Consider the following 16,428-nt stretch of genomic DNA (forward strand, 5'->3'; position numbering starts at 1 on the left):
GTCAGCTCTCCCGGGTTCCCATCAGTCCACGCGGGCGGAAGATCAGCATCACCACCAGCAGCAGGTACGGCAGCACCGGCGCCACCTGGGCGACCGTGAGCTTCCACAAGGAATAGAACGGCGTGGCCTCGCTGACCGCCAGCCCCAGGCTGGTCATCAGGCCCGCCAGCGAGGCGTCGATGGTGACCGCGAAGGTCTGCAGCACGCCGATCAGGATCGACGCAATGAAGGCGCCCACCAGCGATCCCATGCCGCCCACCACCGCCACCACGAACACGATCGACCCGACCGCCGCGGCCATCGATGGCTCGGTGACAAAGGCATTGCCGCCGATCACTCCCGCCAGCCCGGCCAGCGCGGCGCCGCCGCCAAACACCATCATGAACACGCGCGGCACGTTGTGGCCCAGCGCCTCGACCATTTCCGGGTGCGTCAGCGCGGCCTGGATCACCAGCCCGATGCGGGTACGCGTCAGCACCAGGTAGATCGCCACCAGCATGCCCAGCGACACCAGCATCATGAAGGCGCGGTACTTGGGGAAGGACGAGGTGAACACCGTGAACAGCGGCCCGTCCAGCTCCGCGGGGATCCGGTACGGCACCGCCGCCAGGCCCCACACCAGCTTGACGCCCTCTTCCATCAGGTAGGCCAGGCCGAAGGTGAACAGCAGCTCGGCCACGTGGCCGTACTTGTGCACCGTGCGCAGGCCGAAGCGCTCCACCAGCGCGCCCGCGCCGGCCACCAGCAGCGGCGCGAAGATCAGCGCCGGCCAGAACCCGACCTTGCTGGCGATGGTGTAGGCGAAGTAGGCGCCCAGCATGTAGAAGCTGGCATGGGCAAAGTTGAGCACGCCCATCATGCTGAAGATCAGCGTAAGGCCCGATGACAGCATGAACAGCAGCAGCCCGTAGCTGATGCCGTTCAGCAGTGAGATGACGAAGAATTCCACAGCGTGTCCTTCAAGCTGGCGCCGCCATGCGTGGGCATGCCGGCGTCCGTCCGGTTGGATTGAGGGTGAGCGTCCCCCTCCGGGGGCGGTTACCCGCCCCGGACGCTCCCCGGTATCGACCGAAAAAGACTGAAAGTATGCAGGATCGGGCGGCCACTTTGTCAGCGTGGCCGGCCCGTCACGGACAGGATCAGCCGGGCCGCTTCATCTGGCAGGAGGTCGGCTGGGCCGACACGTACTGGTCCATCAGCGCGTTGGTCTTCCAGCCGTAGCCGGTGTTTTCCTGGTCGTACTTGATTTCCTTGCCATCCACCTTGGTCCAGGTGGCGACCACCAGCGGCTGCTGCGCCTGGTGGTCCGAGTTGCGCATCTCGACCGTGCCGTTCATGCTGTCGACCTTGATGCCCTCGAGCGCCTTGGCAACCTTGATCGGATCGGTCGAGCCGGTGTCCTTGAAGGCCTTGGACAGCATGGCAATGCCGGTGTAGGAGGCCATCACGTAGAAGTCGTCGTTGTACTTCTTCTTGAAGCCCTCGATGACATCAGCCCCCTTGAACCCCTTGTTGTTGGGGTTGTAGTAGCCGACATACTTGACGTGCTCGGCACCGGTGGCGCCCATCGCCGTGGGCACGCCGGTGGTGCCGGCGTAGTAGGTGTAGTAGTTGGTGGTCAGGCCGGCATCCTTGCCCGCCTTGATCAGCAGCGCCAGGTCGCTGCCCCAGTTGCCGGTGATCACGGTATCGGCGCCGGAGGCCTTGATCTTGGCCGCGTACGGGGCAAAGTCCTTGACCTGGGCCAGCGGGTGCAGGTCTTCACCGACGATCTGGATGTCCGGGCGCTTGCGCTTCAGGTAGTCCTTGGCGGCGCGCGCCACCTGGTGGCCGAACGAGTAGTTCTGGTTGATCAGGTAGACCTTCTTGACGTTCGGGTCCTTGGCCAGGAAGGTGGTCAGCGCCTCCATCTTCATGTCCGAGTTGGCGTCGAGCCGGAAATGCCAGAAGTTGCATTTGGAATTGGTCATGTCCGGGTCCACCGCGGCGTAGTTCAGGTAGACGATTTCCTTGCCCGGATTGCGCTCGTTGTGCTTGGCCACCGCGTCCTGCAGCGCCAGCCCGACCGACGAGCCGTTGCCCTGCACGATATAGCGGATGCCCTGGTCGACCGCCTGCTTGAGGATGGTCAGGCTTTCCTGCGGCGACAGCTTGTTGTCGAAACCCACCACCTCGAACTTGTGCGCGCCGGCCCAGTTCTTCTGGTTGGCGATGTCGGCGACATACTGCCAGCTCTTGAGCTGGTTCTGCCCAACGGGAGCCATCAGCCCCGATAGCGGGTCAATGAAGGCAATCTTCACCGTATCCGCGAGTGCGGTACCTGAAACCAGCGCAGAACCCAGTGCGGCAAACACGGCCACACCGGCCACCAGCGGACGCATTTTGGTCATACCTGTCTCCTTCACTCTTGTCGTTGGCTTGTCGTCGAATTTGGCTGGCTGCGCGGCGTCCTCCATGCCACGCCTTGCAGCCGCCCCGAACACGCCATGCCGCAAGCAGGCATGGCGCACCGGAAAGCGCGTGCCGGCGTCAGGCAGTCGGCAGCTTGTAGTCCTTGAACTGCTCGCGCAGCTTGAGCTTCTGCATCTTGCCGGTGGCGGTCAGCGGGATCTCGGTGACAAAGGCCACGTCGTCCGGGATCCACCACTTGGCGACCTTGCCATCGAAGAACTGCAGCAGTTCTTCGCGGGTGACTTCGGCGCCGGGCTTCTTCACCACCACCAGCAGCGGGCGTTCATCCCACTTGGGGTGGTAGGCCGAGATGCAGGCCGCCATATGCACCGCGGGGTGCGCGGCGGCGACGTTCTCGATATCGATCGACGAGATCCATTCGCCGCCGGACTTGATCACATCCTTGCTGCGGTCGGTGATCTGCATGAAGCCATCGGCGTCGATGGTGGCCACGTCGCCGGTCGGGAACCAGCCGTCGGCCAGGGGGCTGATGCCATTGCGGTAATACTGCTCGATGACCCATGGGCCGCGCACCATCAGGTCGCCGAAGGCCTTGCCGTCCCACGGCAGCTCCTTGCCTTCGCCGTCGACAATCTTCATGTCCACACCGAAGATCACGCGGCCCTGCTTTTCCTGGATTTTGTGGCGATCCGCGTCAGAGAGAGCTTCGTGCCTGGCTAGCAGCTTGCACGCCGTGCCAAGTGGTGACATCTCGGTCATGCCCCAGGCATGGATCACTTCGACGTTCAGCGCCTCGAACGCACGGGTCATCGCGGGCGGCACAGCCGAGCCGCCGATCACGGTGCGACGGAAGCTGGAGAATTTCAGCTTGTTCGACTGCACGTGCTGGAGCAGGCCGAGCCACACCGTCGGCACGCCGGCGGAGAAGGTCACCTTCTCCTGCTCGAACAGTTCATAGATCGACGCCCCGTCCAGCTTGGCACCGGGCAGCACCAGCTTGGCGCCGACCAGCGGCACCGAGTACGGCAGGCCCCAGGCATTGACGTGGAACATCGGCACCACGGGCAGGATCACGTCGCTGGCGGAGCAGCCCAGCGCGTCGGGCAGTGCCGACGCGTACGAGTGCAGCACCGTCGAGCGGTGCGAGTACAGCGCGCCCTTGGGGTTGCCGGTGGTGCCCGAGGTGTAGCACAGGCTCGACGCCAGATTCTCGTCGAACTGCGGCCATTCGTAGTCGCCGTCCTGCGCGTCGACCAGCTCCTCGTAGCACAGCAGCGGCACCTTGGATTCGGCCGGCATATGCGCGCGGTCGGTCATCGCCACCCAGCCCCTGACGTTGGGGCAATGCGGCGCCACGCCTTCCACCAGCGGCAGGAAGGTCAGGTCGAAGAAGACATAGCCGTCCTCCGCATGGTTGACGATATAGGCAATCTGCTCGGGAAACAGGCGCGGGTTGATGGTATGGCAGACGGCGCCCATGCCGGACACGCCGTAGTAGATCTCGAGGTGGCGGTAGCCGTTCCAGGCCAGCGTGCCGACGCGCTCGCCCTGCTTCACGCCCAGTGCGCCGAGCGCCTGCGCCAGCTTGCGGGCGCGCAGTTCGCAATCGCGGTACGTGTAGCGATGCAGGTCGCCCTCCGTGCGCCGCGAGACGATCTCGGTGCTGCCGTAATAACGCGCGGCGTGTTTGATGATGGAGGAAATGAGCAGCGGCGCGCTCATCATTTGACCCATCAATGCCATGAACCTGCCTCCTGAAAGTCTTGTGTGATTCGCCTGAAAACGAACAACCGTACTATTTTTTGTCGGTCGTTTCCATGCACCAAATCGGCGTCCGGCCGATCTCGTTGTGCACTGCCGTACTGTTGTTGTGTATTGCCGTCGGGGTTGCCGCCGGCATTGCCATCGAATTCGGGGCCGCAATTCTGCGAAAAGCCCATGCACCGGATTCATGTGCGCACTGAAGGAGGAAAATAACCGTGCGGTGCATGGCGGCATTAACTCGGTCGAGCGGTCGAGTGCCGTTGAGGACGTACAATACTGCGTGGCATGTTGCACCTCAACATGTCGTTTTCCCTAGCCACCACCGCATTTTCGTGCCCCCGGCATGCCGCGCCGCACCGCCTTTTACGCGGTTCGCCGCACATGGACGAGCGCACGGAATTCGCACCGCCCCTTGCGCCCCGAGGCGCCCCTACGCGATGCCAGACACGCCCCAGTCACAAGCTCCGCAGCCCTCCGACGCAGCCACGCCGGCAACGCTGTCCGCGCCCTGGCGCACCGCGCCCGGCTTTGCCGAACTCGGCGCGCAGTTCTTCACGCGGCTGCGCCCGACGCCGCTGCCAGCGCCCTACCTGGTGGGGGTGGCGCCGGCCGCTGCGGCCCTGCTCGGCTGGGATGCCGGCATCGGCAGCCAGCAGGACTTCATCGAGACCTTTATCGGCAACCAGGTGCCGGACTGGGCCGACCCGCTCGCCACGGTCTATTCCGGGCACCAGTTCGGGGTCTGGGCTGGCCAGCTCGGCGACGGCCGCGCCATCCGCCTGGCGCAGGCCGAGACCGCCACCGGCCCGTGGGAAATCCAGCTCAAGGGCGCGGGCCTGACGCCCTACTCGCGCATGGCCGATGGCCGCGCGGTGCTGCGCTCGTCGATCCGCGAGTACCTCTGCTCCGAAGCCATGGCCGCACTGGGCGTGCCGACCACGCGCGCGCTGTCTATCATGGGCTCGGACGCGCCGGTGCGGCGCGAGACCATCGAAACCTCCGCGGTGGTGACCAGGCTGTCGCCGACCTTTATCCGCTTCGGGCACTTCGAGCATTTCGCCGCGCACGACGACGTCGCCGCGCTGCGCAAGCTGGCGGATTTCGTCATCGACAACTTCATGCCCGCGTGCCGCGACGACGCCCAGCCCTACCAGGCGCTGCTGCGCGAGGTCTCGCTGCGCACCGCCGACCTGATCGCGCACTGGCAGGCGGTGGGCTTCTGCCACGGCGTGATGAACACCGACAATATGTCGATCCTGGGCCTGACCATCGACTACGGCCCATTTGGCTTCCTCGACGCGTTCGACGCCAACCATATCTGCAACCACTCCGACACGCAGGGCCGCTACGCCTACAGCCAGCAGCCGCAGGTGGCATTCTGGAACCTGCACTGCCTGGCGCAGGCGCTGCTGCCGCTGTGGCTGCCGCCAGAGGATGCCGACCAGGAAGGCGCGCGCGACGCTGCCGTGGCAGCCGCGCGCGCGGCGCTTGACCCGTTCCGCGACCGCTATGCCGCGGCATTCTTCCGCCACTACCGCGCCAAGCTGGGCCTGCGCCCGCCCGCCGGCGGCGATGACAAGAGCGATGAGCCGCTGCTGACCAGCCTGTTCCAGCTGCTGCACGGCCAGCGCGTGGACTACACGCTGTTCTGGCGCAAGCTGTGCGGCATTTCGTCCACCGATGCCTCGCGCGACGCGCCGGTGCGCGACCTGTTCCTGGACCGCGCCGCCTTCGACGCATGGGTGGCCGACTATCGCGTGCGCCTGCGCGCCGAGCAGTCGCACGATGCCGCGCGCGAACTGGAAATGCTGGCAGTCAACCCCAAGTACGTGCTGCGCAACCACCTGGCCGAAACCGCGATCCGGCACGCACGCGAGAAGGACTTCACCGAAGTGGACCGCCTGCTGGCAGTGCTGTCGCGCCCCTTCGACGAGCAGCCGGAAGCAGAGCACTACGCGGCGCTGCCGCCGGACTGGGCCTCCGGCCTGGAAGTCAGTTGCTCGTCGTGACGTCATGTGATCCGTGCCCTGCACGCCGGCGCCTGCCGGTGTAAGGTTCGCGCAGTTCGCACGACCAATGCCTTAACTGAGGAACCCATCCGAGGAAGCCCTGCGAGGACAAGACCATGACCACCACCAAGACCGACGCCGAGTGGCGTGAACAACTCTCCGACATCGAATACCGCGTGACCCGCGAGGCCGCCACCGAGCGCCCGTTCACCGGCCGCTACTGGGACCACTGGGACAACGGCATCTACCACTGCGTGGGCTGCGGCACGCCGCTGTTCGAATCCGCCACCAAGTTCGATGCCGGCTGCGGCTGGCCCAGCTATTTCCGCGCCATCAACGGCGAGGTGATTGCCGAGCACGTCGACCACAGCCACGGCATGACGCGGGTGGAGGTACGCTGCAAGGAATGCGGCAGCCATCTCGGCCATGTCTTCGAGGATGGCCCCGCCCCGACCGGCCTGCGCTATTGCATCAACTCGGCTGCGCTAAAATTCGATGATCGCGACCCGGCACAGCGTGCGGCGGATGATGCCCACGCCGCCGGCAGCGACGACAACCCCCGGCGCGACCCGCAGCGCTGAATGCTCCGGCAAGCACGCCGGACACAACCTGGTACCGCATGAAATTCCTGTTCGACCTGTTCCCGGTCATCCTGTTTTTTGCCGCCTTCAAGCTGGCTGATATCTACACCGCCACCGCCGTGGCCATTGGCGCCACCGTGCTGCAGATCGGCTGGGTCTGGTTCCGCCACCGCAAGGTCGAGCCGATGCAGTGGGTCAGCCTGCTGATCATCGCGGTGTTCGGCGGTGCCACGCTGGTGCTGCACAACGAGACCTTCATCAAGTGGAAGCCGACCGTGCTCTACTGGATGTTCGCGGTGGGGCTGCTGGGCTCGGTGATCGGCTGGCGCAAGAACCTGATCCGCGCCATGATGGAAAAACAGGTGACCCTGCCCGACCCGGTGTGGGCGCGCCTGAACGCCGCCTGGGCCGGCTTCTTTGCCGCCATGGGCGTGCTGAACCTGTACGTGGCCTACCAGTTCTCGACCGAGGCCTGGGTCAACTTCAAGTTGTTCGGCAGCATGGGGCTGATGCTGGTGTTCATCGTCGCCCAGAGTGTCTGGCTGTCGCGCCACATGCCCGAGAACAGCCAGGACTGACGGCCCCGCCCCCGCCCCCCCGAATCGAAGGAAACCATTGATGGCAGCCGATCCCGCCACTATCGAGGCGATGCTGCGCGAAGCGCTCGCCCCCAGCCACCTGGCCGTGCGCGACGACAGCGCGCTGCACGCCGGACATGCCGGCGCCGCATCCGGCGGCGGACATTACGACGTGACAATCGTCAGCGAGCGCTTTACGGGTCACAGCCGGGTTGCGCGACACCGCATGGTGTATGATGCGCTGCGCGGTCTGTTCCCCGCGCAGATCCACGCACTTGCCGTGACTGCGTTCACCGACCAAGAGTACCAATCCCGCGCATCATCACGCGATTCTTCCAGCAACTCTCAGACCTGATTCCATGAAGACCACCGTCCTCTCGTTCAGCCTGGCGGCTGTGCTTGCTGCCGGCAGCCTGCCGGCCATCGCCCAGAATGCCGCCGTCGTGAATGGCAAGGCCATTTCATCGGCAAAGCTGGACAAGTTGATCGCCGGCACCGGCCAGCCCGACAACCCGGAGCTGCGCTCGCGCGCGCGCAACATGCTGATCGACCGCGAACTGCTCGTGCAGGAAGCCAACAAGCGCGGCCTGACCCAGCGCGACGACGTGCAGGAACAACTGGAACAGGCCCGCCTGAACGTGCTGGCCGGCGCAGTGTTCGAAGACTACGTTAAGACCCACGGCGCCAGCGACGCCGAGCTGCGCAAGCAGTACGACAAGATCAAGTCGCAGTTCGGCAACGGCAAGGAATACCACGCCCGCCATATCCTGGTGGAAAAGGAAGCCGACGCCAAGGCGATCATCGCCAAGATCAAGGGCGGCGCCAAGTTCGAGGACATGGCCAAGGCCTCGTCCAAGGACCCGGGCTCGGCCGCCAACGGCGGCGACCTGGACTGGGCCAACAGCAGCAGCTACGTCCCTGAGTTCTCGGCTGCCATGACCGGCCTGAAAAAGGGCCAGCTGACCGATACCCCGGTCAAGACCCAGTTCGGCTGGCATATCATCGAACTGGTCGACGTGCGCGACGCCAAGATCCCGTCGTTCGAAGAGGTCAAACCGCAGCTCACGCAGATGCTGATGGGGGACCAGAACTGGCAGCGCGAGCAGTTCCAGGCCATGATGAAGTCACTCAAGGACAAGGCCAAGATCCAGTAAGGCACGGTCCGGTCGCCCCCGCCGGTCCTGCAAGATTCAAGGATGCAGCGCGTGGAGTCGACTGGCCGCTACTGGCAACTCTGGCATCTCTCGTCCCGGGGCATGTGCTATTGCGCACTGGCCTGGGCGACCCTGGACGGCGCCGCCCCCGGCTGGCGCCAGCTCCACCCCTATCTCCCGTTGCGTGACCGTTACGCGCCCGAGAAGATCCTGCACGCCGTGGTGGCTTACAAGGAGGCTCGCGGCGAGATCAGGGCGCCCCCTGGTTTTGAAGCCGGGCGGATGCTGACTTATGCCTATGCGTCGTGGAGTTCACGCCTGCTCCCTCCGCTTGCCGGCTGAAACCTGCCTTCACCGGCGCAGGTCGTAGCGCCACCCGGTTTCGTCGAGCTGCCTGATACTGTCGGCAACCAGTCCGACCAGCGCGTCCAGCATCTTGCTGCCCTTTTCCCGATGGCGCTGTCTATGCCGCCAGCGGCAAACTGGCCTCCAGTTCGGCCGTGGAAACCTCGTTCAGCAAGACTTTCTTCATGATGCGTTCTCCGCCAGCGGCTGCACTTTCACGTTCAGGACCGGATGCAACAGCAGGTACACCAGCACCGTGGCCAGCAGCGCCACCAGCCCGTTGGGCCACTCGGGCAGCCAGCGGTTCAGCTCGAGGCCGAGCCCCAGTGCCATGCCGACCAGCGCGGCGCCGATGCCGGCCCGGTTGAATGCGGGCTGCCGGTCGAGTTCGCGAACGTCATAGCGGCCTTTGTGCCGGATATAGAAATCCGCCAGCAGCGGGCCGGCCAGCGGCGGCGCCATGATGCCGAGGTAATTGATGAGCTGCGCGTTCATGCCCCTGGCGCCGTAGGCATAGCGGCACAACAACGCCAGGCTCAGGCCGGTGCGTTGGGCGATGATGCCGAGCAGGGCTGTCAGCACGAACAGGATGCCCATGCCCATGCCGATGGCGATGGCGATGGCCAGCAACGCCATGGAGAAAGAAACGCCCGCTCCGCCCGCGGGCCCGGCCAGGGTGCCGCCGATAAACAGGCCGGTGGCAACATAGCCAAACCCGACCCATACCATCACCTGCTTCCAGGTTGGCCTGCGCGCACCGGGCGGGACCGTGGCGAACATATAGTCTGCATCGACTGCCGGGGACGACTGCGCCTTCTGATTCATGGTGGGATCTCCGAATCAGCCGTTCCGGGTTCGAGCGACCCGGATGCAAGCGGACCAGCCCTGCATCCGATCATGAGTCAGCGCGAGAGTAACAGTGCGAAAGCGGCAGGAAATGCGGAAGATTCCAAGATGCGGAGCGAAATGGCCGTCGCCATTTGGGCTTTGGCCGAAAAACTAAAAAGCCACCGGCGCTGCCGGTGGCTCTTGCTTGGGACGAAGGGCGCAAGCCCTGGGCTGCTGCTTACCCCACCCACTTCCGCGCATTGCGGAACATCCGCATCCACGGGCTGCCGCCATCGGCAACCTGCTTCCACGCGTCCGGGGCCCAGCTCATGGTCGCGGCACGGAACACACGCTCCGGGTGCGGCATCAGCACGGTGAAGCGGCCATCGACGGTGGTCACCGAGGTGATGCCGTCGGGCGAGCCGTTCGGGTTGAGCGGATAGGTCTGCGTGACCGAGCCGTAGTTGTCGACAAAGCGCAGCGCCACGTGGGCCTGGTCGATATTGCCCTGCTGCGAGAAGTCGGCAAACCCTTCGCCGTGGGCAACCACGATCGGAATGCGGCTGCCTTCCATGCCGGCGAAGAAGATCGACGGCGACGACTGCACCTCGACCGTGACAAAGCGCGCCTCGTACTGCTCCGACTGGTTGCGCGTGAACTTCGGCCAGGCGCCTGCGCCCGGGATGATCGGGGCCAGGTTGCTCATCATCTGGCAGCCGTTGCAAACGCCCAGCGCAAAAGTGTCCTGGCGGTTGAAGAAGGCAGCGAACTGCTCGGCCATCTGCGCGTTGAACAGGATGGTCTTGGCCCAGCCCTCGCCCGCGCCCAGCACGTCGCCGTAGCTGAAGCCGCCGCACGCGACAAAGCCGCTGAAGTCGGCCAGATTGGCGCGGCCTGCGATCAGGTCGCTCATGTGCACGTCGTGCGTATCGAAGCCGGCGCGATCCATGCTGTACGCCATCTCGATCTGCGAGTTGACGCCCTGCTCGCGCAGGATCGCCACGCGCGGGCGGGCGCCGGTGGCGATGAACGGCGCGGCGATGTCTTCGGCCGCATCGAAGGTCAGCACCGGGCTGATGCCGGGGTCGGCGGCGTCGAGCAGGCGGTCGTATTCGCTGTCGGCGCAGGCCGGGTTGTCGCGCAGGCGCGCGATGCGCCAGCTGACTTCGCTCCAGTTGCGCTGCAGGTCGGTGCGCGAGGCGCCGAAGACCTTCTTGGCATCGCGATAGACCTCGATCTGGTCGGTCGCGTTGGGCTTGCCCACCACATGGCTGCAGGCCGACAGGCCGGCTTCGCGCAGCACGGCAAAGACCGTGTCGCGGTCTTCCATGCGCACCTGCACCACCGCGCCGAGCTCTTCCGAGAACAGCGCGCGCAAGGTCTGGTCGTTGCGGCGCTCGGCGATCTGCTGCGCCCAGTTCTTGGCGTCGCCGTAGTCCTGCTCCTGCTGCGGGTCCAGCGCCAGCATGTCGACGTTGAGCGAGATGCCGCAGTGGCCGGCAAAGGCCATTTCCGCCAGCGCGGCCATGAAGCCGCCATCCGAGCGGTCGTGATAGGCCAGCAGCTTGCCTTCGCGGTTCAGGCGCTGGATCACGTTGAAGAAGTTCTTCAGGTCTTCGGCGTTATCGACGTCGGGGGCGCTGTCGCCGACCTGCTGCGTCACCTGCGCCAGGATGCTGCCGGCCATGCGGTTCTTGCCACGGCCCAGGTCGACGGCGATCAGCACGGTGTCGCCGGCGTCGGTGCGCAGTTGCGGGGTCAGCGTGCGATTGACGTCGTCCACCGCGGCAAAGGCCGAGATGATCAGCGACACCGGCGCGACCACTTCCTTGTTGACGCCGTCGTCCTGCCACTTGGTGCGCATCGACAGCGAATCCTTGCCCACCGGGATGCTGATGCCAAGCGCCGGGCACAGTTCCATGCCGACGGCGTGCACGGTGTCATACAGCTTCGCGTCTTCGCCTTCCACGCCGCAGGCCGCCATCCAGTTGGCCGACAGCTTGACCTTGCCCAGGTCCTTGACCGGCGCGGCGGCCAGGTTGGTCAGCGCCTCGCCGATCGCCATGCGGCCGGAGGCCGGCGCATTGATCACGGCCAGCGGGGTGCGCTCACCCATGGTCATCGCTTCGCCGGCCTTGCCCTGGTAGTCGAGCGTGGTCACGGCCACGTCGGCAACCGGCACCTGCCACGGGCCGACCATCTGGTCGCGCGCGTTCATGCCGCCGACGGTACGGTCGCCGATCGAAATCAGGAACGACTTGCTGGCCACGGTCGGATGGCGCAGCACGTCGCGCACGGCCTGCTCCAGACTGATGCCGGTCACGTCCACCGCCGGCAGTTCCTGCTCGACGCGCTTGACGTCGCGATGCATGCGCGGCGGCTTGCCCAGCAGCACGTCCATCGGCATGTCGACGGCGTAGTGCTCCTTGAGCGCGGCGTCGACGCTGGCGTCGACCAGTTGCAGCTGCTTTTCTTCCGTGGCAATGCCAACCACCGCGAACGGCGAGCGCTCGCGCTGGCACATGGCCTGGAATTGCGGGAAGCTGTCCGGCGCGATCGCCAGCACATAGCGTTCCTGCGACTCGTTGCACCAGATCTCGGCCGGCGACAGGCCGGACTCTTCCAGGTGCACCTGGCGCAGGTCGAAGCGTGCCCCGCGGTCGGCGCCGTCCACCAGTTCGGGGAAGGCGTTGGAGATGCCGCCCGCGCCGACGTCATGGATCGACAGGATCGGGTTGGCGTCGCCGAGCTGCCAGCAGGCGTTGATCACTTCCTGCGCGCGGCGCTCCATCTCGGGGTTGCCGCGCTGGACCGAATCGAAGTCCAGATCGGCGGTGTTGGTGCCGGTCGCCATCGAGCTGGCGGCGCCGCCGCCCATGCCGATGCGCATGCCCGGGCCGCCCAGCTGGATCAGCAGCGTGCCGGCCGGCAGCGGGTTCTTGTGCGTGTGCGCGGCGTCGATATTGCCGATCCCGCCCGCGATCATGATCGGCTTGTGGTAGCCGCGCACGGTGCCGCCGACGTTCTGCTCGTAGACGCGGAAATAGCCGCCCAGGTTGGCACGGCCGAATTCGTTGTTGAAGGCGGCGCCGCCGAGCGGGCCGTCGATCATGATCTGCAGCGGCGAGGCGATGCGGTCCGGCTTGCCGGTCACGCCGGGCTTGTCTTCCGGGTTGCGGTGCGCCACCGGCTGGGCGGCGTCGCGGTCGTTTTCCCAGGACTCGACGGCCTCGGGCAGCATCAGGTTGGACACCGTGAAGCCGGTCAGGCCGGCCTTGGGCTTGGCGCCGCGGCCGGTCGCGCCCTCGTCGCGGATTTCACCGCCGGCGCCGGTGGAGGCACCCGGGAACGGCGAGATCGCGGTCGGGTGGTTGTGCGTCTCCACCTTCATCAGCGTGTGGGTCAGCGCCTCGTGGCGGCCGTACTTGTGGTCATCGCCGCGCGGGAACCAGCGCTCGGCCACGTCCCCTTCCATCACCGCCGAGTTGTCCGAGTAGGCCACGATCGAGCCTTGCGGATTGAGCTGGTGCGTATTGCGGATCATCGCGAACAGCGACTTGTCCTGCTGCACGCCGTCGATGGTCCAGGTGGCGTTGAAGATCTTGTGGCGGCAGTGCTCGCTGTTGGCCTGCGCGAACATCATCAGCTCGACGTCGGTCGGGTTGCGCTCCAGCTTGCCGTAGGCATCGACCAGGTAGTCGATCTCGTCCTCGGACAGCGCCAGGCCCATCTCGACGTTGGCCGCGGCCAGCGCGCTGCGTCCGGCCGAGATGTCGATAAAGCGCAGCGGCTTGGCCGGCAGTTCCTGGAACAGGCCGGCGGCATCGTCACGCGAGGCGACCACGGTCTCGGTCATGCGGTCGAACAGGTGCGCGGCGACGGCGGCGCGGGTATCCGCGTCCAGCGTCTTGCGGCCGCGCAGCAGGCCCTTCTTGCAGATGACCGTGATTTCGATACCGCGCTCGATGCGGTGGATATGCGTGAGGCCGCAGTTATGGGCGATGTCGGTGGCCTTGCTGGCCCACGGCGAGATCGTGCCGAAGCGCGGGATCACCACGAAGCGGTCGCCGTCGGGCTGATCGGCGAACGGTGCGCCGTAGGTCAGCAGCGCCGCCACGCGGGACTGCTCTTCGGCCGACAGCGGCGTCTGTGCGTCGACAAAGTGCAGGAACTGGCCATGCACCGATTCAATATCGGCGTCGATCTGCCGCAGGGCGGTGAGCAGGCGTTGCTGACGGAAGGCGGAAAGCGCCAAAGCGCCGGGGAAGCACGAGAAATGCGCCATGATCGTAGCGGTCGGGAGGCGGTGAGGTAGGGGCTGCTGCTTAGCCGGCACCGCTGCATGGGGTGCCGACTGGCGGGAAACCGCTATTGTACCTTGCCGGCACCCGGATTTTGCACTGCGACATCACGACGGGGCCGTGTTACCGCCCATCCTGATAATGCTTATGCGTCACTTTTACCGAATGGACGGCTCAGAGTGACGTCGCCGAGCGCGCGGCCTGCTCGTACAGGCCGGTCAGCACCCGCATCAGCCGGGCGAGCTCCCCGATCTCGGCATTCTCTTCGCTGCCTTCGGTGAAGTTGCTGGTCAGGCATTGTTCGCGGATCTCGCGATAGCGTGCGCAGGCCTCGGCACCGGCCGGGGTGGTCGAATAAGTGGCCTCCTTGCCGACCCGCTCCCCGCTCACCAGCCCCAGCCCCTGCAGCTTCTTCAATGCGTAGGTCACCAGGTGGGTGTCTTCCACGTTCAGCACGAAGCAGATATCGGCCAGCCGCTTGGGCCGGCCGCGATGGTTCACGTGATGCAGCACCAGCACGTCCAGGAAGGTCAGGTCGCGCACCCCCGCCGCCCCCATGCAGCGCACCACCCAGCGGCTGTAGGCATTGTAGGCGGTGTTCAGCCCGAACTCGAACTCGGACAGCTCGGGGCTGCGCACCGACACCAGGTGCGAGGACGACACGATATTGGCCCCGGCCGCGCGCGACAGCGCGGTGGCCGGCCTTGCCTTATCGGCAACGGCAGAGGCATCGGCCACGGCGGCGGCGGTATGCCCGCTCTCGGCTGGCTTGCGTGGCATGCGGGAGACTCCTTTCGATGGGACGGCGCTGGCGTGCTAGGTATAAGCCCGGAGCGCGCCCCGGCAATTTTAGCTTGACAGTTTATTGGCGAATTATGAGCATGAACACCTAATAAATACAGGTAAAGCATGAGGGAGGACGCCGGCCACGACTGGCCCTGCGCATGTGCACCGCGCCCTTCCCCGTGCCGGCAGGCGGCCGCCACCATGGCGGTGCCCGCCCCGCCCTCGCACCCCGTTTGCAGACCCCATGCCATCCATGCTTCCCGACCTCGACACCCTGAACACCCGCCTGCGCGACGGCGCCACCAGCCGTGCGCAGATCATCGAGCAGGCGGCCGCGCTTGCCGCCACGCCGGCTGCCGAGGCCGTGTTCCTGCACAGCACCTTCGAGGCCGCGGCCCAGGTCGCGCGCGCTGCCGATGCCGCCGGCCGCGCCGGCAAGGCGCTGCATCCGCTGGCGGGGCTGCCGGTTTCAGTCAAGGACCTTTACGACGTGGCCGGCGAAGTCACCAGCGCAGCCTCGCTGGTGCGCAAGGATGCCGCGCCGGCCACCGCGGACGCCACCGTGGTCGCCCGCCTGCGCGCTGCAGGGGCAGCCCTGGTCGGGCGCACCAACATGACGGAGTTCGCGTTCTCGGGCGTGGGCATCAATCCCCACTACGGCACGCCGGCCAACCCAGCCGGCACCGATGGCGTGGCGCGCATCCCGGGCGGCTCGTCGTCGGGTGCGGCCGTTTCGGTGGCGCTGGGGCTGGCGGTCGCGGCGCTTGGCAGCGACACCGGCGGCTCCATCCGCATCCCCGCCGCGCTATGCGGCATCACCGGCTTCAAGCCCACCGCGCGGCGCGTGCCGCTGACGGGGGCCTTTCCTCTGTCCTACACGCTCGACACCGCCTGCGCGATGGCGCGCACGGTCAGCGACTGCATTGCCGTGGACAGCGTGATCGCGGACAGCGCAGTGATCCCGCGCGTCACCAACCCCGCCGCGACGCGGCTGGCGATCCCGCGCCAGGTCCTGCTGGACGACCTCGACCCGGTGGTGGCGCGCGCCTTTGACCGCGCGCTGGGCCGGCTGTCGGCCGCCGGCGTGCAACTGGAGCATGTCGACCTGCCCGAGCTCGGCGAACTGGCGGGCCTGAACGCCCAGGGCGGCTTCAGCTCGGCCGAAGCCTTTGCCATCCACCGCCACCTGCTGGCCGCCCGGCGCGACCTGTACGACCCGCGCGTGGCCTCGCGCATCGACCGCGGCGCCAATGTCAGCGCCGCCGACTATATCGACCTGGGCCGCGCCCGGCTGGACTGGATCGCCCGCATGGAAGCGCGCCTGGCCCGCTTCGACGCCGTGGTCTGCCCGACCGTGCCGATGGTCGCGCCCGAGATTGCGCCGCTGCGCACCGATGATGCGCAGTTCTTCCGCGTCAATGCCCTGCTGCTGCGCAATACCTCGGCCTTCAATTTCCTTGACGGCTGCTCGATCTCGCTGCCCTGCCACGCGCCGGACGAGCTGCCCGTGGGCCTGATGCTGTCGCACGGCCCGATGCGCGATGCCGGCCTGCTGGGCACGGCCCTTGCGTTGGAACGCATCGTGCAACCTTCACAGCGCGACGACTGAGCCCTGCCGCCGCGCCGTTGATCTTGCGCCGGCGTGCCCGCCAATGCGGGCACGACCGGCA

Annotated in this window: 13 protein-coding genes; 7 read left to right on the plus strand and 6 right to left on the minus strand. The window is 66.4% G+C overall.

Going from position 1 to position 16,428, the window contains the following annotated elements; all coding sequences use genetic code 11:
* Position 1: 1 nt before the first annotated feature.
* From I6H87_RS18425 to I6H87_RS18435, 3 genes are all read right to left on the minus strand, one after another.
* Complete coding sequence (locus tag I6H87_RS18425; protein WP_010810051.1) at positions 2-949, minus strand: branched-chain amino acid ABC transporter permease; 948 nt, start codon at positions 947-949, stop codon at positions 2-4.
* Between the two features lie 190 nt (positions 950-1,139).
* Entirely contained in the window at positions 1,140-2,390 is a 1,251-nt protein-coding gene (locus tag I6H87_RS18430) for a branched-chain amino acid ABC transporter substrate-binding protein (protein ID WP_010810052.1), read from the minus strand.
* A 139-nt stretch (positions 2,391-2,529) separates the two neighbouring features.
* A complete protein-coding gene (locus tag I6H87_RS18435; RefSeq protein WP_011615131.1) occupies positions 2,530-4,155 on the minus strand; it encodes a 3-(methylthio)propionyl-CoA ligase in 1,626 nt (541 codons plus the stop codon).
* 458 nt (positions 4,156-4,613) lie between these two features.
* On the opposite strand from I6H87_RS18435, the gene I6H87_RS18440 reads away from it, so the two are divergent.
* The 6 genes from I6H87_RS18440 (at position 4,614) to I6H87_RS18465 (ending at position 8,840) form a co-directional block, all read left to right on the plus strand.
* On the plus strand, positions 4,614-6,185 hold the full coding sequence (locus I6H87_RS18440; RefSeq protein ID WP_011615130.1) for a protein adenylyltransferase SelO: 1,572 nt from the start codon (positions 4,614-4,616) through the stop codon (positions 6,183-6,185).
* Between the two features lie 116 nt (positions 6,186-6,301).
* Positions 6,302-6,766 carry a peptide-methionine (R)-S-oxide reductase MsrB gene (gene msrB, locus I6H87_RS18445; protein ID WP_010810055.1) on the plus strand — a complete coding sequence of 155 codons (465 nt, stop codon included), beginning with the start codon at positions 6,302-6,304 and terminating at the stop codon, positions 6,764-6,766.
* A gap of 38 nt (positions 6,767-6,804) precedes the next feature.
* Positions 6,805-7,344: a septation protein A gene (locus I6H87_RS18450; RefSeq protein WP_010810056.1), complete on the plus strand. Its 540-nt coding sequence runs from the start codon at positions 6,805-6,807 to the stop codon at positions 7,342-7,344.
* 40 nt (positions 7,345-7,384) lie between these two features.
* Complete coding sequence (locus tag I6H87_RS18455) at positions 7,385-7,699, plus strand: BolA family protein (RefSeq protein ID WP_010810057.1); 315 nt, start codon at positions 7,385-7,387, stop codon at positions 7,697-7,699.
* A gap of 4 nt (positions 7,700-7,703) precedes the next feature.
* Complete coding sequence (locus I6H87_RS18460; protein WP_010810058.1) at positions 7,704-8,498, plus strand: peptidylprolyl isomerase; 795 nt, start codon at positions 7,704-7,706, stop codon at positions 8,496-8,498.
* Positions 8,499-8,540: 42 nt separating this feature from the next.
* On the plus strand, positions 8,541-8,840 hold the full coding sequence (locus I6H87_RS18465; RefSeq protein WP_010810059.1) for a hypothetical protein: 300 nt from the start codon (positions 8,541-8,543) through the stop codon (positions 8,838-8,840).
* 186 nt (positions 8,841-9,026) lie between these two features.
* Here the strand turns inward: I6H87_RS18465 and I6H87_RS18470 are convergent, their stop codons facing one another.
* From I6H87_RS18470 to I6H87_RS18480, 3 genes are all read right to left on the minus strand, one after another.
* Entirely contained in the window at positions 9,027-9,668 is a 642-nt protein-coding gene (locus I6H87_RS18470) for an SLC5/6 family protein (RefSeq protein ID WP_011615128.1), read from the minus strand.
* Between the two features lie 241 nt (positions 9,669-9,909).
* Positions 9,910-13,956, minus strand: a complete 4,047-nt coding sequence (purL, locus tag I6H87_RS18475; protein ID WP_011615127.1) for a phosphoribosylformylglycinamidine synthase — start codon at positions 13,954-13,956, stop codon at positions 9,910-9,912.
* Between the two features lie 190 nt (positions 13,957-14,146).
* Entirely contained in the window at positions 14,147-14,752 is a 606-nt protein-coding gene (locus I6H87_RS18480; protein ID WP_010810063.1) for a winged helix DNA-binding protein, read from the minus strand.
* A gap of 250 nt (positions 14,753-15,002) precedes the next feature.
* Between I6H87_RS18480 and I6H87_RS18485 the strand changes: the two genes are divergently transcribed.
* Positions 15,003-16,367 carry an amidase gene (locus I6H87_RS18485; protein WP_010810064.1) on the plus strand — a complete coding sequence of 455 codons (1,365 nt, stop codon included), beginning with the start codon at positions 15,003-15,005 and terminating at the stop codon, positions 16,365-16,367.
* Positions 16,368-16,428 lie beyond the last annotated feature (61 nt).

Source organism: Cupriavidus necator, from assembly GCF_016127575.1.
Classification (GTDB): Bacteria; Pseudomonadota; Gammaproteobacteria; order Burkholderiales; family Burkholderiaceae; genus Cupriavidus; species Cupriavidus necator_D.